General features: G+C 55.4%; 20 protein-coding genes, 4 tRNA genes and 1 rRNA gene. All 25 read right to left on the bottom strand.

Going from position 1 to position 22,457, the window contains the following annotated elements; all coding sequences use genetic code 11:
* Positions 1 to 16: 16 nt before the first annotated feature.
* Positions 17 to 841 carry a 50S ribosomal protein L2 gene (gene rplB / locus KDX39_RS22665; protein ID WP_007924198.1) on the bottom strand — a complete coding sequence of 275 codons (825 nt, stop codon included), beginning with the start codon at positions 839 to 841 and terminating at the stop codon, positions 17 to 19.
* Positions 842 to 855: 14 nt separating this feature from the next.
* A complete protein-coding gene (rplW, locus tag KDX39_RS22660; protein WP_002555488.1) occupies positions 856 to 1,155 on the bottom strand; it encodes a 50S ribosomal protein L23 in 300 nt (99 codons plus the stop codon).
* Positions 1,152 to 1,754: a 50S ribosomal protein L4 gene (gene rplD, locus KDX39_RS22655; protein ID WP_004883668.1), complete on the bottom strand. Its 603-nt coding sequence runs from the start codon at positions 1,752 to 1,754 to the stop codon at positions 1,152 to 1,154. The genes rplW and rplD overlap by 4 nt, the downstream gene beginning before the upstream one ends.
* A gap of 12 nt (positions 1,755 to 1,766) precedes the next feature.
* Positions 1,767 to 2,402 (bottom strand): 50S ribosomal protein L3, encoded by a 636-nt coding sequence (rplC, locus tag KDX39_RS22650; RefSeq protein WP_024687032.1) that lies wholly within the window; start codon positions 2,400 to 2,402, stop codon positions 1,767 to 1,769.
* 81 nt (positions 2,403 to 2,483) lie between these two features.
* The gene (gene rpsJ / locus KDX39_RS22645; RefSeq protein WP_003186070.1) at positions 2,484 to 2,795 is read right to left on the bottom strand and encodes a 30S ribosomal protein S10; all 312 of its coding nucleotides are present in this window, start codon (positions 2,793 to 2,795) and stop codon (positions 2,484 to 2,486) included.
* A 141-nt stretch (positions 2,796 to 2,936) separates the two neighbouring features.
* A complete protein-coding gene (gene tuf / locus KDX39_RS22640) occupies positions 2,937 to 4,130 on the bottom strand; it encodes an elongation factor Tu (RefSeq protein ID WP_074758958.1) in 1,194 nt (397 codons plus the stop codon).
* 31 nt (positions 4,131 to 4,161) lie between these two features.
* Entirely contained in the window at positions 4,162 to 6,267 is a 2,106-nt protein-coding gene (gene fusA, locus KDX39_RS22635; RefSeq protein ID WP_099227157.1) for an elongation factor G, read from the bottom strand.
* A gap of 30 nt (positions 6,268 to 6,297) precedes the next feature.
* Positions 6,298 to 6,768, bottom strand: coding sequence for a 30S ribosomal protein S7 (gene rpsG, locus KDX39_RS22630; RefSeq protein WP_002555493.1), 471 nt, complete (start codon positions 6,766 to 6,768; stop codon positions 6,298 to 6,300).
* Between the two features lie 122 nt (positions 6,769 to 6,890).
* Entirely contained in the window at positions 6,891 to 7,262 is a 372-nt protein-coding gene (gene rpsL / locus KDX39_RS22625; protein WP_002555494.1) for a 30S ribosomal protein S12, read from the bottom strand.
* A gap of 194 nt (positions 7,263 to 7,456) precedes the next feature.
* Positions 7,457 to 11,656, bottom strand: a complete 4,200-nt coding sequence (rpoC, locus tag KDX39_RS22620) for a DNA-directed RNA polymerase subunit beta' (RefSeq protein WP_231661875.1) — start codon at positions 11,654 to 11,656, stop codon at positions 7,457 to 7,459.
* Positions 11,657 to 11,720: 64 nt separating this feature from the next.
* On the bottom strand, positions 11,721 to 15,794 hold the full coding sequence (gene rpoB, locus KDX39_RS22615; RefSeq protein ID WP_099227159.1) for a DNA-directed RNA polymerase subunit beta: 4,074 nt from the start codon (positions 15,792 to 15,794) through the stop codon (positions 11,721 to 11,723).
* Between the two features lie 220 nt (positions 15,795 to 16,014).
* Positions 16,015 to 16,380 carry a 50S ribosomal protein L7/L12 gene (gene rplL, locus KDX39_RS22610; protein WP_004883656.1) on the bottom strand — a complete coding sequence of 122 codons (366 nt, stop codon included), beginning with the start codon at positions 16,378 to 16,380 and terminating at the stop codon, positions 16,015 to 16,017.
* Between the two features lie 74 nt (positions 16,381 to 16,454).
* Complete coding sequence (gene rplJ / locus KDX39_RS22605) at positions 16,455 to 16,955, bottom strand: 50S ribosomal protein L10 (RefSeq protein WP_099227160.1); 501 nt, start codon at positions 16,953 to 16,955, stop codon at positions 16,455 to 16,457.
* A 195-nt stretch (positions 16,956 to 17,150) separates the two neighbouring features.
* Positions 17,151 to 17,846, bottom strand: a complete 696-nt coding sequence (rplA, locus tag KDX39_RS22600) for a 50S ribosomal protein L1 (protein ID WP_099227161.1) — start codon at positions 17,844 to 17,846, stop codon at positions 17,151 to 17,153.
* Positions 17,846 to 18,277, bottom strand: coding sequence for a 50S ribosomal protein L11 (gene rplK / locus KDX39_RS22595; RefSeq protein WP_004883650.1), 432 nt, complete (start codon positions 18,275 to 18,277; stop codon positions 17,846 to 17,848). Before rplK ends, rplA begins: the two co-directional genes overlap by 1 nt.
* Before the next feature lie 118 nt (positions 18,278 to 18,395).
* On the bottom strand, positions 18,396 to 18,929 hold the full coding sequence (gene nusG, locus KDX39_RS22590) for a transcription termination/antitermination protein NusG (RefSeq protein ID WP_002555501.1): 534 nt from the start codon (positions 18,927 to 18,929) through the stop codon (positions 18,396 to 18,398).
* Between the two features lie 9 nt (positions 18,930 to 18,938).
* Entirely contained in the window at positions 18,939 to 19,307 is a 369-nt protein-coding gene (secE, locus tag KDX39_RS22585) for a preprotein translocase subunit SecE (protein WP_004883646.1), read from the bottom strand.
* Positions 19,308 to 19,353: 46 nt separating this feature from the next.
* Positions 19,354 to 19,429: transfer RNA gene (locus KDX39_RS22580), tRNA-Trp, on the bottom strand.
* Positions 19,430 to 19,593: 164 nt separating this feature from the next.
* Positions 19,594 to 19,669, bottom strand: a tRNA-Thr gene (locus tag KDX39_RS22575).
* 26 nt (positions 19,670 to 19,695) lie between these two features.
* Positions 19,696 to 19,769, bottom strand: a tRNA-Gly gene (locus KDX39_RS22570).
* A gap of 24 nt (positions 19,770 to 19,793) precedes the next feature.
* Positions 19,794 to 19,878, bottom strand: a tRNA-Tyr gene (locus KDX39_RS22565).
* Positions 19,879 to 20,020: 142 nt separating this feature from the next.
* The gene (locus KDX39_RS22560) at positions 20,021 to 20,449 is read right to left on the bottom strand and encodes a hypothetical protein (RefSeq protein WP_231661983.1); all 429 of its coding nucleotides are present in this window, start codon (positions 20,447 to 20,449) and stop codon (positions 20,021 to 20,023) included.
* Between the two features lie 7 nt (positions 20,450 to 20,456).
* On the bottom strand, positions 20,457 to 21,206 hold the full coding sequence (locus KDX39_RS22555; RefSeq protein WP_231661874.1) for a pantothenate kinase: 750 nt from the start codon (positions 21,204 to 21,206) through the stop codon (positions 20,457 to 20,459).
* Positions 21,196 to 22,155: a bifunctional biotin--[acetyl-CoA-carboxylase] ligase/biotin operon repressor BirA gene (gene birA / locus KDX39_RS22550; RefSeq protein ID WP_231661982.1), complete on the bottom strand. Its 960-nt coding sequence runs from the start codon at positions 22,153 to 22,155 to the stop codon at positions 21,196 to 21,198. The genes KDX39_RS22555 and birA overlap by 11 nt, the downstream gene beginning before the upstream one ends.
* A 136-nt stretch (positions 22,156 to 22,291) precedes the next feature.
* A 5S ribosomal RNA gene (rrf, locus tag KDX39_RS22545) occupies positions 22,292 to 22,407 on the bottom strand.
* Between the last annotated feature and the right edge of the window lie 50 nt (positions 22,408 to 22,457).

Below are 22,457 nucleotides of genomic sequence, written 5' to 3'. Positions count from 1 at the left end.
TGTCGTATCCCTCTATTTACTTGCGACGACGGACGATCATTTTGTCGGTACGCTTATTACCACGAGTCTTCGCGCCCTTAGTCGGGAAGCCCCACGGCGATACCGGATGACGACCACCAGAGGTACGACCTTCACCACCACCATGTGGGTGGTCAACCGGGTTCATGGCAACACCACGAACGGTTGGGCGAACGCCACGCCAGCGTTTGGCACCAGCTTTACCCAGCGAACGCAGGCTGTGCTCGGAGTTCGAGACTTCGCCAAGCGTTGCACGGCATTCAGCCAATACTTTACGCATTTCACCGGAGCGAAGACGCAGGGTTACGTACACACCTTCACGAGCGATCAGCTGTGCGGAAGCACCAGCGGAACGTGCGATCTGTGCGCCTTTACCTGGCTTCAATTCGATGCCGTGTACGGTGCTACCAACTGGAATGTTGCGCAGTTGAAGAGCGTTGCCCGGCTTGATTGGTGCCAGAGCACCCGCAATCAGCTGGTCGCCAGCACTCACGCCTTTAGGGGCGATGATGTAGCGGCGCTCGCCGTCTGCGTAAAGCAGCAGAGCAATGTGAGCAGTACGGTTTGGATCGTATTCGATACGCTCGACAGTGGCAGCGATGCCATCTTTGTCGTTGCGACGGAAGTCGACCAGACGATAATGCTGCTTATGACCACCACCCACGTGACGTGTAGTGATACGGCCATTATTGTTACGACCACCAGACTTCGATTTTTTCTCGAGCAGCGGTGCGTGAGGAGCGCCTTTATGCAGCTCCTGGTTGACCACCTTGACCACAAAACGGCGGCCAGGGGAAGTCGGTTTGCATTTAACGATTGCCATGATGCACCCCTTCCTTACTCAGCACTGCTGCTGAAATCGAGATCTTGGCCTGGCTGAAGGGAGATAACTGCCTTCTTCCAGTCATTACGCTTGCCCAGACCGCGAGCAGTGCGCTTGCTCTTACCCAGAACATTCAGGGTAGTAACACGCTCTACTTTTACGCTGAACAGGCTTTCGACGGCCTTCTTGATTTCCAGCTTGGTTGCGTCAGTTGCAACCTTGAAAACGAACTGGCCTTTCTTGTCAGCCAGAACCGTGGCCTTTTCGGAAACGTGCGGGCCAAGTAGAACTTTAAATACGCGTTCCTGGTTCATCCCAGCAGCTCCTCGAATTTCTTCACGGCCGACACGGTGATCAACACCTTGTCGTATGCGATCAGACTAACTGGATCGGAACCCTGTACGTCACGAACATCAACGTGCGGCAGGTTACGAGCAGCCAGGTACAGATTCTGGTCAACAGCGTCAGACACGATCAAGACATCAGTCAGACCCATGCCATTCAGCTTGCTCAGCAAGTCTTTGGTTTTCGGTGCTTCAACAGCGAAGTCCTGAACCACGACCAGACGATCAGTACGAACCAGTTCAGCAAGGATGGAGCGCAGTGCTGCGCGATACATCTTCTTGTTGAGCTTCTGAGAGTGGTCCTGTGGACGAGCTGCGAAAGTGGTACCGCCGCCACGCCAGATTGGGCTACGGATAGTACCGGCACGAGCGCGGCCAGTACCCTTTTGACGCCATGGGCGCTTACCGCCACCGGATACGTCAGAACGGGTCTTTTGCTGCTTGCTACCCTGACGACCGCCAGCCATGTAGGCCACGACTGCCTGGTGAACCAGCGTCTCGTTGAATTCGCCGCCAAATGTCAGTTCGGAAACTTCGATTGCTTGAGCGTCATTTACATTTAATTGCATGTCAGCTTCCCCTTAACCGCGAGCCTTGGCTGCCGGACGTACAACCAGGTTGCCGCCAGTAGCGCCAGGAACAGCACCCTTGACCAACAACAGATTGCGTTCAGCGTCCACGCGCACTACTTCCAGGGACTGCACGGTCACGCGCTCAGCGCCCATATGACCGGACATTTTTTTGCCCTTGAATACACGACCAGGAGTCTGGCACTGGCCGATAGAGCCCGGGACGCGGTGGGAGACGGAGTTACCGTGGGTGTTATCCTGACCACGGAAATTCCAGCGCTTGATCGTACCCTGGAAGCCTTTACCTTTGGACTGACCGGTTACATCAACCAGTTGACCTGCAGCGAAGATTTCAGCGTTGATCAGATCGCCAGCCTGGTAGTCGCCTTCTTCAAGACGGAACTCCATGATGGTACGACCGGCAGCTACGTTCGCCTTGGCGAAGTGGCCAGCCTGAGCGGCTGTAACACGCGAAGCGCGACGCTCGCCGACAGTGACTTGCACTGCACGATAGCCATCGGTTTCTTCGGTTTTGAACTGAGTGACGCGATTCGGCTCGATCTCAATGACCGTGACCGGAATGGAGACACCTTCTTCGGTGAAAATACGGGTCATACCGCATTTACGACCGACTACACCAATAGTCATGTTGTAAACCTCATGAGTGTACGGGGCTTTCACCCGCTATGGCCGCCCATTTCAGAGCGTTACACGACTAAGACCCGAGTCTTAGCCGAGGCTGATCTGAACTTCCACACCGGCCGCAAGATCGAGCTTCATAAGAGCGTCAACGGTTTTATCCGTTGGCTGGACGATGTCCAGAACGCGCTTGTGAGTACGGATCTCATACTGGTCGCGCGCGTCTTTGTTGACGTGCGGAGAAACCAGAACGGTGAACCGCTCTTTACGAGTCGGCAGTGGAATCGGACCACGCACCTGTGCACCAGTACGTTTCGCGGTTTCCACGATTTCCTGGGTTGATTGGTCGATCAGGCGATGGTCAAAAGCCTTCAACCTGATACGGATTTGCTGGTTTTGCATTGGATTCAGACTCCAGATTGCTGTTCCCACCGAGCGCAATACGCCCGTTAAAAGGAGGCGCAATTCTATAGACGAGCTGACAGGGTGTCAACCCAATAAAAAAGCCCCCGCAAGGCGGGGGCTCTTTCAAGGCATCAACGCTTAGGCGATGATTTTGGCTACGACGCCAGCGCCGACGGTACGACCGCCTTCACGGATAGCGAAACGCAGACCGTCTTCCATTGCGATAGGCTTGATCAGGGTAACGGAAACTTTCACGTTATCACCTGGCATAACCATTTCGGTGCCTTCCGGCAGTTCGCAGCTACCAGTTACGTCGGTAGTACGGAAGTAGAACTGTGGACGATAGCCCTTGAAGAACGGAGTGTGACGACCGCCTTCTTCTTTGCTCAGAACGTAGATTTCAGCTTCGAACTGAGTGTGCGGCTTGACGGTGCCTGGCTTGACCAGAACCTGGCCACGCTCAACGTCGTCACGCTTGGTGCCACGCAGCAGAACGCCGCAGTTCTCACCAGCACGACCTTCGTCCAGCAGCTTGCGGAACATCTCAACGCCAGTGCAAGTAGTCTTGGTAGTGTCACGCAGACCTACGATTTCTACTTCTTCCTGGATCTTGATGATGCCACGCTCAACACGACCGGTTACAACAGTACCGCGACCGGAGATGGAGAAAACGTCTTCGATTGGCATCAGGAACGGCTTGTCGATAGCACGAACTGGTTCTGGGATGTAGCTGTCCAGAGTTTCAACCAGCTTCTTGACAGCCGAAGTACCCATCTCGTTGTCGTCCTGGCCGTTCAGAGCCATCAGAGCCGAACCGATGATGATCGGAGTGTCGTCACCTGGGAAATCGTAAGTGCTGAGCAGGTCACGCACTTCCATTTCAACCAGTTCCAGCAGCTCAGCGTCGTCAACCATGTCAGCCTTGTTCAGGAAGACAACGATGTACGGAACGCCAACCTGACGGGACAGCAGGATGTGCTCGCGAGTCTGAGGCATCGGGCCGTCAGCAGCGGAGCAAACCAGAATAGCGCCGTCCATCTGTGCAGCACCGGTGATCATGTTTTTTACGTAGTCGGCGTGACCTGGGCAGTCAACGTGCGCGTAGTGGCGAACGGCCGAATCGTATTCAACGTGAGCGGTGTTGATGGTGATACCACGAGCCTTCTCTTCCGGGGCGCTGTCGATCTTGTCGAAGTCAACCTTGGCGGAACCGAAAACTTCGGAGCAAACACGAGTCAGAGCTGCGGTCAGCGTGGTTTTACCATGGTCAACGTGACCGATGGTGCCAACGTTGACGTGCGGTTTGTTACGTTCAAATTTTTCTTTAGCCACGACAAATAACTCCTAGCCTAAAGGCGCTGAATCAGCCTTGTTTTTTGGTTACAGTTTCGACGATGTGCGACGGCGCTGTATTGTATTTTTTGAATTCCATAGAGTAGCTTGCGCGACCCTGAGACATGGAGCGAACGTCGGTCGCATAACCAAACATCTCACCCAACGGAACCTCGGCGCGGATAACCTTGCCGGAAACCGTATCTTCCATACCCAGAATCATGCCGCGACGACGGTTAAGGTCGCCCATCACGTCACCCATATAGTCTTCAGGCGTAACAACCTCTACCGCCATGATCGGCTCAAGCAACTCACCACCGCCCTTCTGGGCCAGTTGCTTGGTCGCCATGGAGGCAGCCACCTTAAACGCCATCTCGTTCGAGTCGACGTCGTGGTAAGAACCATCAAACACGGTAGCCTTCAGGCCGATCAGCGGATAGCCGGCAACAACGCCGTTCTTCATCTGCTCTTCGATACCCTTCTGGATAGCCGGGATGTATTCCTTAGGAACAACACCACCCACCACTTCGTTCACGAATTGCAGACCTTCCTGACCTTCGTCAGCAGGAGCAAAACGGATCCAGCAGTGACCGAACTGGCCACGACCGCCGGATTGACGAACGAACTTGCCTTCGATTTCGCAGTTCTTCGTGATGCGCTCACGATAGGAAACCTGAGGCTTGCCGATGTTGGCTTCGACGTTGAACTCACGGCGCATCCGGTCAACCAGGATGTCCAGGTGCAACTCGCCCATGCCAGAGATGATCGTCTGACCAGTCTCTTCATCAGTTTTTACGCGGAAAGAAGGGTCTTCCTGAGCAAGTTTGCCCAGTGCGATACCCATTTTTTCCTGGTCATCCTTGGTCTTTGGCTCAACGGCAACCGAAATAACCGGCTCCGGGAAGTCCATGCGAACCAGGATGATTGGCTTGTCAGCGTTGCACAAGGTTTCACCAGTGGTGACGTCCTTCATGCCGATCAGGGCCGCGATGTCGCCAGCGCGCACTTCCTTGATCTCTTCGCGGGCGTTTGCATGCATCTGCACCATACGACCCACGCGCTCTTTCTTGCCCTTGACCGAGTTGATCACGCCGTCGCCGGATGCCAACACGCCCGAGTAAACGCGGACGAAGGTCAGGGTTCCCACGAATGGGTCGGTAGCGATCTTGAACGCCAGTGCCGAGAACGGCTCGTTGTCGTCTGCATGACGCTCCATCTCTTCTTCCTCGTTATCAGGGTTGGAACCCTTGATAGCAGGAATGTCGGTTGGAGCCGGCAGGTAGTCGATCACGGCGTCGAGAACCAGGGGAACACCCTTGTTCTTGAACGAAGAACCGCAAACAGCCAGAACGATTTCGCCAGAAATGGTGCGTTGACGCAGAGCGGCCTTGATTTCGTCGTTGGTGAGTTCTTCACCTTCGAGGTACTTGTTCATCAGCTCTTCGCTGGCTTCAGCCGCAGCCTCAACCATGTTGCTGCGCCACTCGTCAGCCAGCTCCTGAAGCTCTTCAGGAATAGGCTTGCGAACAGGAACCATGCCCTTGTCGGAATCATTCCAGTAAACAGCTTCCATGGACATCAGATCGATCTGACCCTGGAAATTGTCTTCGGAACCGATAGCCAACTGGATTGGAACTGGAGTGTGGCCCAGACGCTGCTTGATCTGCGCGATAACGCGCAGGAAGTTAGCACCGGCACGGTCCATCTTGTTCACGTAAACGATACGTGGAACACCGTATTTGTTGGCTTGACGCCATACGGTTTCGGACTGCGGCTCTACGCCGGAAGTACCACAGAACACAACGACCGCGCCGTCGAGTACACGCAGGGAACGTTCAACTTCAATGGTGAAGTCAACGTGACCAGGTGTATCGATGACGTTGAAGCGGTACTGGTCTTTATGCTGCTTTTCCGAACCCTGCCAGAAGGCAGTGATGGCAGCAGAAGTAATGGTAATACCACGCTCCTGCTCTTGAACCATCCAGTCCGTGGTCGCGGCGCCATCATGCACCTCGCCCATCTTGTGACTTTTGCCGGTGTAAAAAAGGACGCGCTCGGTGGTGGTGGTTTTACCAGCATCCACGTGAGCGACGATACCAATGTTACGGTAACGGCCAATCGGTGTAGTACGAGCCATAAAGCCCTCGCAAAATTAGTGACGCTGAAATTAGAAGCGGTAGTGCGAGAAAGCCTTGTTGGCCTCAGCCATACGGTGCACATCTTCACGCTTCTTGACCGCAGCACCTTTACCTTCGGCGGCGTCCAACAGTTCGCCAGCCAAACGCAGAGCCATAGACTTCTCGCCGCGCTTGCGCGCGAAGTCTACCAGCCAACGCATTGCCAGAGCATTACGACGGGACGGACGAACTTCGACAGGAACCTGGTAAGTAGCACCGCCTACACGGCGCGACTTTACTTCGACCAGCGGAGCGATGGCGTCGAGAGCTTTCTCGAAGATTTCCAGGGGATCGCTGTTCTTACGCTCTTTAACCTTCTCCAGCGCGCCATAAACGATACGCTCGGCAACGGCTTTCTTACCGCTTTCCATCACGTGGTTCATGAACTTCGCCAGAATCTGGCTTCCGTATTTTGGATCGTCAAGCACTTCGCGCTTGGCTGCTACGCGTCTTCTTGGCATGGATAAGCCCTCAAACGGTCTTCAGGTTAGCTCGGGACCACCACCCTGAAAAGGATGCGCCCGACCTTACTCTTATCGACTCAGAAAAATAGAAATCTGCAATGTTAATCAGAAACCAAATACTACTTAGGCTTCTTGGTACCGTATTTCGAGCGACCCTGGTTACGGCCTTTAACGCCGGAGGTATCCAGAGAACCACGAACGGTGTGATAACGAACACCTGGCAAGTCTTTTACACGACCGCCACGGATCAGTACCACGCTGTGCTCTTGCAGGTTGTGACCTTCACCACCGATGTACGAGGAAACCTCGAAACCGTTGGTCAGGCGCACACGGCAGACTTTACGCAATGCCGAGTTAGGTTTTTTCGGCGTGGTGGTATACACACGAGTGCACACACCGCGACGCTGCGGGCAGTTCTGCAGCGCAGGCACGTCGGATTTCTCGACGATACGCTTACGCGGCTGACGTACCAGCTGGTTGATAGTTGCCATCTACTAGCTCCACTGTTGTCTTGCGACGCTATTGTCTTACAAGAAAAGCAAATGACAGGGCACAAGCCCCGCCAAATTTAGGGGTACAAGAGTCTAAAGAGGATCCTGCCCCCAGTCAAGACAAAGCCCCGACGTCCACATCAGGCGAACAGCATGAATGCTGTGCGACTGATGCGAGTGCCGAGGCTTTACTCTCAGTTACCGCTCGAGTTCAACGCTTCAGTCAGAGCGGCTTCTACCTCGCTCGCGCTGACACGCAACGGCTTGTCGATATCACGACGACGCTTGCGCTCGCTGTGATACGCCAGACCGGTACCGGCCGGGATCAGACGACCCACGACCACGTTTTCCTTCAGGCCGCGCAGGTAGTCGCGCTTGCCAGTCACAGCTGCTTCGGTCAGTACGCGGGTTGTCTCCTGGAAGGAGGCCGCGGAAATGAACGACTCAGTGGACAGCGATGCCTTGGTGATACCCAGCAGGACGCGTGTGAACTTGGAGACAAACTTGTCTTCCGCGCTCAGGCGCTCGTTCTCTACCAGTACGTGAGTCAACTCCATCTGGTCGCCCTTGATGAAGCTGGAATCGCCAGACTCGGCAATCTCAACTTTACGCAGCATCTGACGCAGAATGGTCTCGATGTGCTTGTCGTTGATCTTCACGCCCTGCAGACGGTAAACGTCCTGGATCTCGTTGACGATGTACTTGGCCAGCGCGCTCACACCCAGCAGACGCAGGATGTCGTGCGGATCGCTCGGGCCGTCGGAGATAACTTCGCCGCGGTTCACCTGTTCGCCTTCGAAGACGTTCAGGTGACGCCACTTCGGAATCAGCTCTTCGTACGGATCGCTACCGTCGTTCGGGGTAATAACCAGACGGCGCTTGCCCTTGGTCTCTTTACCGAACGCGATGGTACCGCTGACTTCTGCAAGGATCGACGCCTCTTTCGGACGACGGGCTTCGAACAGGTCGGCAACACGCGGCAGACCACCGGTGATGTCACGGGTCTTCGAAGTTTCCTGCGGAATACGAGCGATAACATCACCGATCGCGATCTGTGCACCGTCCGCAACACCAACGAGGGCGTTTGCAGGCAGGAAGTACTGGGCAGGTACATCAGTGCCCGGCAGCAACAGATCCTTGCCATCCAGACCAACCATCTTAACGGCCGGACGGATATCCTTGCCGGCAGCTGGACGGTCTTTGGCATCAAGCACTTCAATGTTGGTCATACCGGTCAATTCGTCAGTCTGACGCTTGATCGTGATGCCCTCTTCCATGCCGACGTAGGTAACAGTACCTTTCATCTCGGTGACGATTGGGTGAGTGTGCGGATCCCACTTGGCCACGATAGAGCCAGCGTCGACCTTGTCGCCTTCCTTCACCGAAATCACTGCACCGTATGGCAGCTTGTAGCGCTCACGCTCACGACCGAAGTCATCAGCGATCGCCAGCTCACCGGAGCGGGATACCGCAACCAGGTGACCGTCAACACGTTCAACGTGCTTCAGGTTGTGAAGACGGACAGTACCGCCATTCTTCACCTGAACGCTGTCCGCTGCGGAGGTCCGGCTAGCCGCACCACCGATGTGGAACGTACGCATTGTCAGCTGGGTACCCGGCTCACCGATGGACTGTGCAGCGATAACGCCGACCGCTTCACCGATGTTGACCTGATGACCACGAGCCAGATCGCGACCGTAGCACTTGGCGCAGATACCGTAGCGGGTTTCACAGCTGATCGGCGAGCGAACGATCACTTCGTCGATGCTGTTCAGCTCGATGAACTCGACCCACTTCTCGTCTACCAGTGTACCGGCAGGCACGATGACGTCTTCGGTGCCCGGCTTGAATACGTCACGGGCGATAACTCGACCCAGTACGCGCTCACCCAGAGGCTCGACAACATCACCGCCTTCAATGTGCGGCGTCATCAGCAAGCCGTGTTCGGTGCCGCAATCGACTTCGGTAACCACCAGATCCTGCGCAACGTCTACCAGACGACGAGTCAGATAACCGGAGTTAGCAGTTTTCAGTGCGGTATCCGCAAGACCCTTACGAGCACCGTGAGTCGAGATGAAGTACTGAAGTACGCTCAAACCTTCACGGAAGTTCGCAGTGATCGGCGTTTCAATGATGGAGCCGTCCGGCTTGGCCATCAGACCACGCATACCGGCCAGCTGACGGATCTGGGCAGCAGAACCACGCGCACCCGAGTCGGCCATCATGTACATCGAGTTGAAGGATTCCTGATCGACTTCGACACCATGGCGATCGATGACCTTCTCTTTCGAGAGGTTCGACATCATCGCCTTGGACACTTCGTCGTTCGCCTTGGACCAGAGGTCGATCACCTTGTTGTACTTCTCGCCCTGAGTAACCAGGCCCGAGGCGTACTGACTTTCGATCTCTTTAACTTCTTCGGTGGCCGCGTCAATGATGCGAGCCTTCTCGTCCGGGATAACGAAGTCGTTAACGCCGATCGAAACACCCGAGATAGTCGAGTAGGCAAAACCGGTGTACATCAACTGGTCGGCGAAAATGACAGTCTCTTTCAGACCAACCACGCGGTAGCACTGGTTGATCAGTTTGGAGATCGCCTTCTTCTTCATCGGCTGGTTGACGACGTCGTAGGACAGGCCGGCCGGAACCACCTGGAACAGCAGCGCACGGCCGACAGTGGTGTCGACGATACGGGTGTTCTTGACGCTGCCACCATCACGATCGTTGACCGTTTCGTGGATGCGGACCTTGACCTTGGCGTGCAGCGCAGCTTCGCCGGCGCGGAATACGCGGTCGACTTCCTGCAGGTCTGCAAACACACGGCCTTCGCCTTTGGCGTTGATCGCTTCACGGGTCATGTAATACAGACCCAGTACAACGTCCTGCGATGGAACGATGATTGGCTCACCGTTGGCTGGCGACAGAATGTTGTTGGTCGACATCATGAGCGCACGCGCTTCAAGCTGGGCTTCCAGCGTCAAAGGAACGTGAACGGCCATTTGGTCGCCGTCGAAGTCGGCGTTGTACGCAGCACAGACCAGAGGGTGCAGCTGGATAGCCTTACCTTCGATCAGTACGGGTTCAAATGCCTGGATACCCAGACGGTGAAGCGTCGGCGCACGGTTCAGAAGCACTGGGTGTTCGCGAATCACTTCAGCGAGAACGTCCCATACTTCCGGCAGCTCGCGCTCGACCATTTTCTTGGCAGCTTTGATCGTCGTGGCCAGGCCACGCATTTCCAGCTTGCCGAAAATGAACGGCTTGAACAGCTCGAGAGCCATTTTCTTGGGCAGACCGCACTGATGCAGACGCAGGGTCGGGCCTACGGTAATAACCGAACGACCGGAGTAGTCAACGCGCTTACCGAGCAGGTTCTGACGGAAACGACCTTGCTTACCCTTGATCATGTCAGCCAGGGATTTCAGAGGACGCTTGTTGGAACCGGTGATTGCGCGACCACGACGACCGTTATCCAGCAGTGCATCGACCGCTTCCTGCAGCATGCGCTTTTCGTTACGCACGATGATGTCAGGAGCGGACAGATCCAGCAGACGCTTCAAGCGGTTGTTACGGTTGATCACTCGACGATACAGATCGTTGAGGTCGGACGTTGCGAAACGGCCGCCGTCCAATGGAACCAGAGGACGCAGATCTGGCGGCAGAACCGGCAGAACGGTCAGCACCATCCACTCGGGAAGGTTGCCGGAACCCTGGAAGGCTTCCATTAGCTTCAGACGCTTGGACAGCTTCTTGATCTTGGTCTCGGAATTGGTTTGCGGAATCTCTTCACGCAGACGGCCAATTTCGTGCTCCAGATCGATAGCGTGCAGGAGTTCACGGACAGCTTCGGCACCCATGCGGGCGTCGAAATCGTCACCGAATTCTTCCAGCGCTTCGAAATACTGCTCGTCGTTCAGCAACTGACCCTTTTCAAGGGTGGTCATGCCTGGATCGATAACGACATAGCTCTCGAAGTAGAGAACGCGTTCGATATCACGCAGGGTCATGTCCATCAGCAGGCCGATACGGGACGGCAGGGACTTCAGGAACCAGATGTGAGCGACTGGCGAAGCCAGTTCGATGTGAGCCATGCGCTCGCGACGAACCTTGGCCAGAGCCACTTCAACACCGCATTTTTCGCAGATGACACCGCGGTGCTTCAGGCGCTTGTACTTACCGCACAAGCACTCGTAATCTTTTACCGGGCCAAATATCTTGGCGCAGAACAGACCGTCGCGCTCAGGCTTGAACGTACGGTAGTTGATGGTTTCCGGCTTTTTAACTTCACCGAACGACCACGAGCGGATCATCTCAGGCGACGCGAGGCCGATGCGGATAGCATCGAACTCTTCGACTTGACCCTGGTTTTTCAGCAAATTCAGTAGGTCTTTCAAGGCCTTTCCTCCTGGCGGAGCAGGGAGCAGGGATTTACGCCCTGCTCCCGATTCACGTCACGTGTTATTCGGTTTCCAGATCGATATCGATACCGAGCGAACGGATTTCTTTGATCAACACGTTGAAAGACTCGGGCATGCCCGGCTCCATACGGTGATCGCCGTCCACGATGTTTTTGTACATCTTGGTACGACCGTTCACATCGTCCGACTTGACTGTGAGCATTTCCTGCAGAGTGTACGCCGCGCCGTATGCTTCCAGCGCCCACACTTCCATCTCCCCGAAACGCTGACCACCGAACTGTGCCTTACCACCCAGCGGCTGCTGGGTAACCAGGCTGTAAGAACCAGTGGAACGCGCGTGCATCTTGTCGTCCACCAAGTGGTTCAGCTTCAGCATGTACATGTAGCCAACTGTTACGGCGCGCTCAAACTTGTTGCCGGTGCGGCCGTCGAACAGCTGCATCTGGCCGCTCTCTGGCATGTCAGCCAGCTTGAGCATTGCCTTGATTTCGCTTTCCTTGGCGCCGTCGAATACCGGGGTAGCCATCGGAACGCCGTTACGCAGGTTCTTCGCCAGATCCAGAACTTCCTGGTCGGTGAATTCGTCCAGGTTTTCCTGACGGCCGCCGATCTCGTTGTAGATCTCGGTGAGGAACTTGCGCAGCTCTACCACTTTACGCTGCTCTTCGAGCATGCGGTTGATCTTCTCGCCCAGGCCCTTGGCCGCGAGGCCCAGGTGGGTTTCAAGGATCTGACCGACGTTCATACGCGAAGGTACGCCCAGCGGGTTGAGTACGATGTCTACCGGAGTACCGTTGGCATCGTGCGGCATGTCTTCAACCGGCATGATCACGGAGACCACACCCTTGTTACCGTGACGACCGGCCATTTTGTCCCCCGGCTGGATGCGACGACGGATTGCCAGGTAGACCTTGACGATCTTCAGTACGCCCGGTGCCAGGTCATCGCCCTGTTGCAGCTTGCGCTTCTTGTCTTCGAACTTGTCGTCCAGCAGACGGCGACGATCGACGATGTAGGCCTGAGCCTTCTCGAGCTGCTCATTCAGAGCATCTTCAGCCATGCGCAGTTTGAACCACTGACCATGCTCGAGACCGTCGAGAACTTCGTCGGTGATTTCCTGACCTTTCTTCAGGCCAGCACCACCTTCTGCAACACGACCGACCAGCGCGGAGCGCAGACGCTCGAATGTAGCGCCTTCAACGATACGGAACTCTTCGTTCAGGTCCTTGCGGATCTCGTCGAGTTGCGACTTCTCGATGGACAGTGCACGCGCGTCACGCTCGACGCCGTCGCGAGTGAAGACCTGAACGTCGATGACTGTGCCCTTGGTACCAGTCGGCACACGCAGGGAAGTGTCTTTAACGTCGCTGGCTTTCTCGCCGAAGATCGCGCGCAGCAGTTTTTCTTCCGGGGTCAGCTGGGTCTCGCCTTTCGGAGTGACCTTGCCGACCAGGATGTCGCCGGCGCCGACTTCGGCACCTACGTAAACGATACCGGCTTCGTCCAGCTTGTTCAGCGCCGCTTCACCCACGTTAGGGATGTCGGCAGTGATTTCCTCCGGGCCAAGCTTGGTGTCACGAGCCACACAGGTCAGTTCCTGAATGTGGATCGTGGTAAAGCGATCTTCCTGAACCACACGCTCGGACAGGCAAATGGAGTCTTCGAAGTTGAAACCATTCCAGGCCATGAACGCGATGCGCATGTTCTGACCCAGTGCCAGCTCGCCCATGTCGGTGGACGGACCATCGGCCATGATGTCGCTACGCTGAACGCGATCACCCTTGCTCACCAGCGGACGCTGGTTGATGCAGGTGTTCTGGTTGGAACGGGTGTATTTGGTCAGGTTGTAGATATCTACACCGGCCTCACCTGTTTCAACTTCGTCATCAGCAACACGAACCACGATACGGCTGGCGTCAACCGAGTCGATCACACCGCCACGACGAGCCACGACGCAAACGCCGGAGTCACGCGCAACGTTGCGCTCCATGCCGGTACCCACCAGCGGCTTGTCAGCACGCAGAGTAGGTACAGCCTGACGCTGCATGTTCGAACCCATCAACGCACGGTTGGCGTCGTCGTGCTCAAGGAACGGGATGAGGGAAGCTGCTACCGATACAACCTGCTTGGGCGAAACGTCCATCAGGGTAACGTCGGCAGGTGCCTTGACCGTAAATTCGTTGAGGTGACGTACCGCAACCAGCTCGTCGATCAGCTCTTGCTTGTCGTTCATTGCGGCCGAAGCCTGTGCAATGACGTGATCCGCTTCTTCGATTGCCGACAGGAAAACGATCTCTTCGGTAACCAGGCCTTCTTTCACGACGCGGTACGGGCTCTCGAGGAAGCCGTACTGGTTGGTACGAGCGTAGGCTGCCAGCGAGTTGATCAGACCGATGTTCGGACCTTCCGGCGTTTCAATCGGGCACACGCGGCCGTAGTGAGTCGGGTGAACGTCTCGAACTTCAAAGCCGGCGCGCTCACGAGTCAGACCGCCAGGGCCGAGTGCAGAGACACGACGCTTGTGGGTGATCTCGGACAGCGGGTTGTTCTGGTCCATGAACTGGGAAAGCTGGCTGGAACCGAAGAACTCTTTCACCGCCGCAGCCACTGGCTTGGCGTTGATCAGGTCCTGAGGCATCAGGCCTTCGCTTTCTGCCATCGACAGACGCTCTTTGACCGCGCGCTCTACACGCACCAGACCTACACGGAACTGGTTTTCGGCCATCTCGCCGACGCAGCGAACACGACGGTTACCGAGGTGGTCGATGTCATCGACGATGCCTTTGCCGTTACGGATGTCAACGAGGGTCTTGAGGACCGCAACGATGTCTTCCTTGCACAGCACGCCCGAACCTTCGATCTCGGTGCGACCGATACGACGGTTGAACTTCATGCGGCCTACAGCGGACAGGTCGTAGCGCTCAGGGCTGAAGAACAGGTTGTTGAACAGTGTTTCGGCAGCATCTTTGGTCGGTGGCTCGCCAGGACGCATCATGCGATAGATCTCGACCAGCGCTTCCAGTTGGTTGCTGGTGGAATCGATCTTCAATGTGTCGGAGACGAACGGACCGCAGTCGATATCGTTGGTGTACAACGTCTCGATGCGAACGACCTGAGCCTTGGCGATCTTGGCCAGGATTTCAGTGTTCAGCTCGGTGTTGCACTCGGCAATGATTTCGCCGGTAGCCGGATGCACGATGACCTTGGCTGTCGTGCGGCCCAGGACGTAGTCCAGCGGCACTTCGAGCTCTTTGATCCCGGCCTTTTCCAGCTGGTTGATGTGACGAGCAGTGATACGGCGACCCTGCTCGACAATGACCTTGCCTTTGTCGTCCAGGATGTCGAGGACAGCAATCTCACCGCGCAGGCGCTGAGGCACCAGCTCCAGGCTCAGGTTTTCACCGCGAACATGGAATACGTTGGTGGTATAGAAAGCATCGAGCACTTGCTCGGTGGTGTAACCCAGTGCGCGCAGCAGTACGGACGCAGGCAGCTTGCGACGACGGTCGATACGGACGAATACGCAGTCTTTCGGATCGAACTCGAAGTCCAGCCACGAACCGCGGTAAGGAATGATACGAGCGGAGTACAGCAGCTTACCGGAGCTGTGCGTCTTGCCACGGTCGTGGTCGAAGAATACGCCAGGCGAACGGTGCAGCTGAGACACGATAACGCGCTCGGTACCGTTGATTACGAAGGTACCGTTCTCAGTCATCAGGGGGATTTCACCCATGTAGACTTCTTGCTCTTTGATGTCCTTGATCGCTTTGTTCGACGACTCTTTGTCGAAGATGATCAGACGAACCTTGACTCGCAGAGGTACAGCGTAAGTCACACCGCGCAGCACGCATTCCTTGACATCAAATGCCGGTTCGCCCAAGCGATAACCTACATACTCCAGCGCAGCATTGCCGGAGTAGCTGATGATCGGGAAAACGGATTTGAAGGCTGCATGCAGACCGACGTCGCGGAACTGATCTTTGGTCGCTCCCGCCTGCAGGAATTCGCGATACGAATCCAGCTGGATGGCCAAGAGATACGGCACATCCATTACGTCCGGCAACTTGCTAAAGTCCTTGCGGATACGTTTTTTCTCAGTATATGAGTAAGCCATCAGCGTTCCCCAGCTTGGTCACCTGCTTGTTTGGCTCCCTCCCGACGGAAGCAGCCAGAAAATCGTGCAAACCCCTTGGTTTGCGCCACCGTCATCGGTGGATCCTGCACGTTACAGACGTTGACCGTGCCAATCGTCTATAACGGAAAAAGGCCGGTGGCAAAAGCCACCAGCCATCAGCCGTTCGCTAGATGCGTGGGCTGGACACTCAAATCGATGCTTATTTCAGCTCGACTTTAGCGCCTGCTTCTTCCAGAGTAGCTTTGGCTTTGTCAGCTGCGTCTTTGGCAACAGCTTCCAGAACCATCGCTGGGGCGCCGTCAACGACTGCCTTGGCTTCTTTCAGGCCCAGACCGGTCAGTTCACGAACTGCCTTGATGACGTTAACTTTCTTCTCGCCAGCTTCCAGCAGCATGACGTTGAATTCAGTTTGCTCTTCAACAACAGCAGCAGCAACAGCTGGACCAGCCGAAGCAGCGGCAGCAGTAACGCCGAATTTTTCTTCGAAAGCTTTGATCAGCTCAACAACTTCCATTACGGACATGTTGCCAACGGCTTCGAGGATATCGTTTTGAGAGATAGACATGACTCTAATTCCTGATTTGGGGACGGCCTACGCGACCATCGAAAAAAACAAAAAACGCGAGAAGCGGCGAACCCTTAGGCTGCAGCTGCTTCTTTCTGGTCGCGAACAGCCGCCAGAGTACGAGCCAACTTGCTGGTAGCGCCTTGAATCACGCTCATCAGCTGAGAAATTGCTTCGTCACGGGTCGGCAGGGTTGCCAGTACATCGATCTGATTAGCTGCGAGGAACTTGCCCTCGAACGCAGCTGCCTTGATCTCGAACTTGTCCTGACCTTTTGCGAATTCCTTGAACAGACGAGCAGCAGCGCCCGGGTGTTCGTTGGAGAATGCGATCAAGGTCGGGCCTGTGAACACGTCGTTGAGGACACTGAAATCAGTGTCGGCAACAGCGCGCTTGAGCAGGGTGTTACGTACAACACGTACGTAAACGCCAGCTTCACGAGCCTCTTTACGGAGTCCGGTCATAGCGCCGACTGTCACGCCGCGGGCATCAGCCACGACTGCGGACAGACCAGCTTTGGCAGCCTCGTTGACTTCAGCGACGATGGCCTTCTTGTCTTCGAGTTTAATTGCCACGGGTTTAACTCCTGCTTGTTACCGTTTCACCTGGCCGAAGCCTGATGTCGTTTTGGTGTCTGATTCGGTAAGGAACCGGGAGCACCATCTGCGTAGGCTTGAGTTTTAAGACTTGCGTCGCCTACGGTCTTGGATAGCCCCCGCCAGGCAGGGACCCCAATTTTTCGGCGGCACGTCAGACGTGCCGCCTTTGTCTTACGCGTCCAGCGAGCCCTGATCGATCACCAGGCCTGGGCCCATAGTGGTGCTCAAAGTAACGCGCTTGACGTAGATACCTTTCGAGGAAGCAGGCTTGATACGCTTGAGATCAGCGATCAGCGCTTCAACGTTTTCCTTCAGCTTGACGGCGTCGAAGCCGACCTTGCCAACGGAAGTGTGAATGATGCCGTTCTTGTCGGTGCGATAACGAACCTGACCAGCCTTGGCATTCTTGACGGCGTTAGCAACGTCAGGAGTAACAGTACCGACCTTCGGGTTAGGCATCAGGCCACGAGGACCCAGAACCTGACCCAACTGACCAACAACACGCATTGCGTCCGGGGAAGCAATAACCACGTCGTAGTTCAGGTCGCCGGCTTTCATTTCGGCAGCCAGGTCGTCCATGCCAACGCGATCAGCGCCGGCAGCCAGAGCGGCTTCAGCAGCAGGACCCTGGGTGAAAACTGCAACGCGTACAGTTTTGCCAGTGCCGTGCGGCAGAACGGTAGCGCTACGAACTACCTGGTCGGATTTACGAGGATCAACGCCCAGGTTTACAGCGACGTCAACGGACTCACTGAACTTGACAGTCGACAGCTCGGTTAGCAGAGCAGCTGCGTCTACAAAGTTGTAGGCCTTGCCAGCTTCGATCTTGCCAGCGATTGCCTTTTGACGCTTGGTCAGCTTAGCCATTACACACCCTCCACGTTAAGGCCCATGCTACGAGCGGAACCGGCGATGGTACGCACGGCCGCATCCATGTCAGCAGCAGTCAGATCCGCATTTTTTGCTTTTGCGATTTCTTCCAGCTGAGCACGGGTCACGGTGCCAACTTTAACGGTGTTCGGGCGAGCCGAGCCGCTGGTCAGACCTGCAGCTTTCTTCAGCAGAACCGACGCAGGGGTACTTTTTGTTTCGAAAGTGAAGCTACGATCGCTGTATACAGTGATGATCACTGGAGTCGGCAAACCTGGCTCGATACCCTGAGTACGGGCGTTGAACGCTTTGCAGAATTCCATGATGTTCACACCGTGCTGACCCAGAGCCGGGCCTACTGGCGGGCTTGGGTTAGCCTGAGCGGCTTTCACTTGCAGCTTGATGTATGCACTAATCTTCTTGGCCATGAGGCACTCCAATTACGGGTTCAAGCGCCAATAAAGGCTCCCCGGTTGCTTACGCGTATATCCCAGTGACGAAAAAACCCCACAGCCTTAGGCTGCGGGGTATGGGATTCCAGCTCAGTTATGCCTTTTCGACCTGACTGAACTCCAACTCTACCGGAGTAGAGCGTCCGAAAATGAGCACCGCCACCTGGATACGGCTCTTTTCGTAGTTAACTTCTTCGACCGTGCCATTGAAATCGGCAAACGGACCGTCGGTAACCCGAACAACCTCGCCCGGCTCGAACAGAGTCTTCGGCTTCGGCTTGTCGCTACCGTCGGCGACACGACGCAGAATCGCTTCTGCCTCTTTGTCTGTGATAGGTGCAGGCTTGTCAGCGGTACCGCCGATGAAGCCCATGACACGCGGGGTATCCTTGACCAAGTGCCAAGTACCCTCATTCATGTCCATCTGAACCAGCACGTAACCAGGGAAGAACTTACGTTCGCTTTTGCGTTTCTGGCCATTACGCATCTCAACCACTTCTTCAGTGGGAACCAGAATTTCGCCGAAGCCATCTTCCATGCCTGCGAGCTTCACACGCTCGATCAACGAGCGCATGACATGCTTCTCGTAACCCGAGTAAGCATGCACTACGTACCAACGCTTAGCCACGGGACACCCTTAGCCAACAATCAAGGAAACAAGCCAGCCGAGCAGGGAATCAAGCCCCCACAACAGCAACGCCATAACCAGAACAACAGCCACAACAATCAGCGTGGTCTGCGTGGTTTCTTGGCGAGTAGGCCAAACGACTTTACGGATCTCGGCACGTGCTTCCTTCGCCAGAACGAAAAAGGACTTGCCCTTGCCAGTCTGCAGAGCGACGAACGCAGCTGCAGCAGCGATAACAAGGAGAGCGAGAACACGGTACAGGATCGGCTCAGCAGAATAGTACTGATTACCGACAACACCCACGACGACCAAAACGACTACGAGGAGCCACTTCAGCATATCAAAGCGAGAGTCTGATGCTTCAGCCTTGGGATTCATCTACGGAGATCCTGTGAAAAGAAAGCCAGATTACATCTAGGAAATCTGGCAGGTCAGGAGGGAATCGAACCCCCAACCTACGGTTTTGGAGACCGTCGCTCTGCCAATTGAGCTACTGACCTAAAAGCAAAATCAGGCCGACCATTATGCGGACCTGACAACAGTATTTCAACACCTTATTCAAATCGCACCAACCAATGGCACCGACTTGAACAGCTCCAGGCAAATCGCGCACTGCGCACCTACCTAAAACAAAGGCAGATATTTTCATATCTGCCTTTAGCAATGGAGCTCTTGAGCGGATTCGAACCGCTGACCTCACCCTTACCAAGGGTGTGCTCTACCAACTGAGCTACAAGAGCAATACAATCTGCATAAGCTACAAACATGGAGCGGGTAGCGGGAATCGAACCCGCATCATCAGCTTGGAAGGCTGAGGTTCTACCACTAAACTATACCCGCGCAATTTGCAGCTCGCGCTAAATCTGGTGGAGGGGGAAGGATTCGAACCTTCGAAGTCGTAGACGTCAGATTTACAGTCTGATCCCTTTGGCCGCTCGGGAACCCCTCCTGAGCAGGGCAGCATTCTCAACTCATGCCACCCTTCTGTCAACCTTTTTCTCAGTAAAAACCTGAGGTTACATGCGTTGACGCTTTCTGCTTCGTTTGCAAGACTTTCACCTCACTGCGAAGCGGGCGCCATTCTATGCAAACTATTCAGCAGTTGCAATGCCCTCGCATGACATTATTTTGTTTTTTAGCTGAGGGAAGTCCTGAGCCAGCTGATTGATCACTCCCGACTCGACAAGGCGTCGACTTTCGGGCGCAATCTTCAACCAGTAGCCCGTGCCAGCGGCAGGCTGCAGCGCCTGGAACTGCGACTGAATATCCAGGCTGTTGAGTCGCTGCTCCACCGCACGGGCATCTTCCTGACGCGAGAAACCGCCCAGATAAAGGCAATTCGAATCGACATCTCGAGGCAAATGCGCGGGATCCGACTCGCTGAGCAAGCGTATGTCCTGTTGCGGAGCGCGATGCAATGACAACGGAAGCACTTCTTTCGCCCGCAGAGGCGCCTCTTGCTGATGCCAGATGTAGTAAAAGCCATTCAACATCAATAGAAGAAGAAACAACCAACGCATAGAAACCTCAGGGCAGCGGGCAAGCCAGGGCCAGACCGACAAAAACCAGATCAGGGACAATACGCCCCCCCGGGAGGACATCCGCGATCAGACTCGCATCCCCCCCGGTGACAAACACGGCGAAATCCTCCCCCCAGTATCCCCTCGCGATCTCCAACTGCGTCAATGCAAACCCCCGGATCATAAGAGAGCAACCTCGCTCTACCGCTTCGGCAGTCGAACGACCAGGAACAAGGTCTATCAGGGCTCGCCGGGCCGTTGCGTCGTCATACCTTATACGACGCGTGTGAGTGCGCAACTGATCACGCATCAGGGGCATACCTGGGCATATGAACCCACCCAGGTGCCTGCCATCAGAAGACACGAAGTCAGAAGTGACAGCAGTACCGAGATCGATGACCAGACAGGCCTTTTGAACACCATGGTAGGCACCCACAAAGGCCAGCCAGCGATCAAGCCCAAGCCTCTCGAATTCCTCGTAGCCATTCACAACACCCGCCAGCTCACGCACCGGCAAGGCACAGACTGGTCTTACGCCGAAAACACTGGCGAGAACAGACACCAGCGCATCTGTCTCTGCAGCATTGCGTACACTCACCAGGCGGCAATGACTCAACGTCAGATCAGGCAGCCTCTGAAGGCTGTCCAGCAAGGCACTATCCGAATCGACGACGCCGCCGGCCAGCACCACAGCGTCGCTTCGCCCGATTACACGCCACTTGATGAAGCTGTTGCCGCAGTCAAGTTCAAGAATCATCGCGCAACCTCAGGCTAAGCTCACCACCACTAAAGCTTTTTTCCACGCCACCCACTTCCAAACGCAATGCGCCGAGCGCATCAATACCCAAAACAATGCCGTTCACAGGTTCAACGCCCGAGAGCAACGTAACTGCCGAGCCCTGCCACAAATGACCACGCTCCCACTCATCACGAAATGCCTCGAATCCCTTTTGACGGTGCTCAACCAGATACGACTCGATCTTCAGACTCATTCGAGCAGCCAGCTCATTGCGATCCACAAACCTACCGGTTTCGAGACGAATGGATGTCCAGGACTGATCGACCTCGGCGGAAAGCTGCATGTTCACATTGACACCCACGCCGATTATCACATGACAGACGTCAGCAGGATCTCCGATCAACTCAAGCAGTATTCCCGCGATCTTCTTTCTGCCGACCAGAACGTCGTTGGGCCATTTCAGACCTGCTCCCTCAACACCGATGTCACGGAGGACATTCATGACCGCCAGACCTACGAGCAGACTGAGACCTTCCAGCTGGCGCATACCACCGTCGATGCGCAGCACAAGGCTGTAATACATGTTTGCCGCAAAAGGACTCACCCATTTACGGCCACGACGCCCTCTTCCCGAGGTTTGTCGCTCAGCCAGAACGAGAGCAGGCATGCTGCAATCACGAGAGATGAGCCGTGCCGCTTCGGCATTGGTTGAATCAACGGAGTCGCAGATATGAAACGACCAGCCATCCGGAAGAGCGAGATGCGACAAAACGTCGCCATCCAGCAGAGAAATAGGCGTGGCGAGCCTATAACCTCGTCCACGCACTTTATGAATTTCGATACCCAGATCCGTCTCGAGCAGTTGAAGCTGTTTCCAGACGGCGCTTCGGCTGATTCCGAGGGCATCTCCCAAGACCTGTCCTGAATGAAAGGCCCCATCAGCAATAAGCTTCAACAACGTCAGCATGTAAGGATCGCCTTGCAATAAGGCACGCATGATAGCCACGCAGAAGCACAATGCATAGAAACGAACGGTCGATTTTTGAAACCCGGAAAAGACAAAACCCCTCACCGCGTGAGCGATGAGGGGTTCTGGAATTGAATCTTGACGATGACCTACTCTCACATGGGGAAACCCCACACTACCATCGGCGATGCATCGTTTCACTACTGAGTTCGGGATGGGATCAGGTGGTTCCAATGCTCTATGGTCGTCAAGAAATTCGGGTACCGAAGCGTGCCGTGTGGCGCGATTCAGCAAAATGGGTA

It is taken from the genome of Pseudomonas sp. CDFA 610, assembly GCF_021147865.1.
GTDB lineage: Bacteria > Pseudomonadota > Gammaproteobacteria > Pseudomonadales > Pseudomonadaceae > Aquipseudomonas > Aquipseudomonas alliivorans.
This window is presented reverse-complemented; position numbering and strand designations above follow the sequence as displayed.

What these genes read in the sequence shown, in the direction of transcription:
- rplB (WP_007924198.1), bottom strand. Translation starts at nt 841, where the DNA reads ATGGCAATCGTTAAATGCAAACCGACTTCCCCTGGCCGCCGTTTTGTG.
- rplW (WP_002555488.1), bottom strand. Translation starts at nt 1,155, where the DNA reads ATGAACCAGGAACGCGTATTTAAAGTTCTACTTGGCCCGCACGTTTCC.
- rplD (WP_004883668.1), bottom strand. Translation starts at nt 1,754, where the DNA reads ATGCAATTAAATGTAAATGACGCTCAAGCAATCGAAGTTTCCGAACTG.
- rplC (WP_024687032.1), bottom strand. Translation starts at nt 2,402, where the DNA reads ATGACTATTGGTGTAGTCGGTCGTAAATGCGGTATGACCCGTATTTTC.
- rpsJ (WP_003186070.1), bottom strand. Translation starts at nt 2,795, where the DNA reads ATGCAAAACCAGCAAATCCGTATCAGGTTGAAGGCTTTTGACCATCGC.
- fusA (WP_099227157.1), bottom strand. Translation starts at nt 6,267, where the DNA reads ATGGCTCGTACTACACCGATTGGCCGTTACCGTAACATTGGTATCGTC.
- rpsG (WP_002555493.1), bottom strand. Translation starts at nt 6,768, where the DNA reads ATGCCAAGAAGACGCGTAGCAGCCAAGCGCGAAGTGCTTGACGATCCA.
- rpsL (WP_002555494.1), bottom strand. Translation starts at nt 7,262, where the DNA reads ATGGCAACTATCAACCAGCTGGTACGTCAGCCGCGTAAGCGTATCGTC.
- rpoB (WP_099227159.1), bottom strand. Translation starts at nt 15,794, where the DNA reads ATGGCTTACTCATATACTGAGAAAAAACGTATCCGCAAGGACTTTAGC.
- rplL (WP_004883656.1), bottom strand. Translation starts at nt 16,380, where the DNA reads ATGTCTATCTCTCAAAACGATATCCTCGAAGCCGTTGGCAACATGTCC.
- rplA (WP_099227161.1), bottom strand. Translation starts at nt 17,846, where the DNA reads ATGGCTAAGCTGACCAAGCGTCAAAAGGCAATCGCTGGCAAGATCGAA.
- rplK (WP_004883650.1), bottom strand. Translation starts at nt 18,277, where the DNA reads ATGGCCAAGAAGATTAGTGCATACATCAAGCTGCAAGTGAAAGCCGCT.
- secE (WP_004883646.1), bottom strand. Translation starts at nt 19,307, where the DNA reads ATGAATCCCAAGGCTGAAGCATCAGACTCTCGCTTTGATATGCTGAAG.
- KDX39_RS22560 (WP_231661983.1), bottom strand. Translation starts at nt 20,449, where the DNA reads ATGCGTTGGTTGTTTCTTCTTCTATTGATGTTGAATGGCTTTTACTAC.
- KDX39_RS22555 (WP_231661874.1), bottom strand. Translation starts at nt 21,206, where the DNA reads ATGATTCTTGAACTTGACTGCGGCAACAGCTTCATCAAGTGGCGTGTA.
- birA (WP_231661982.1), bottom strand. Translation starts at nt 22,155, where the DNA reads ATGCTGACGTTGTTGAAGCTTATTGCTGATGGGGCCTTTCATTCAGGA.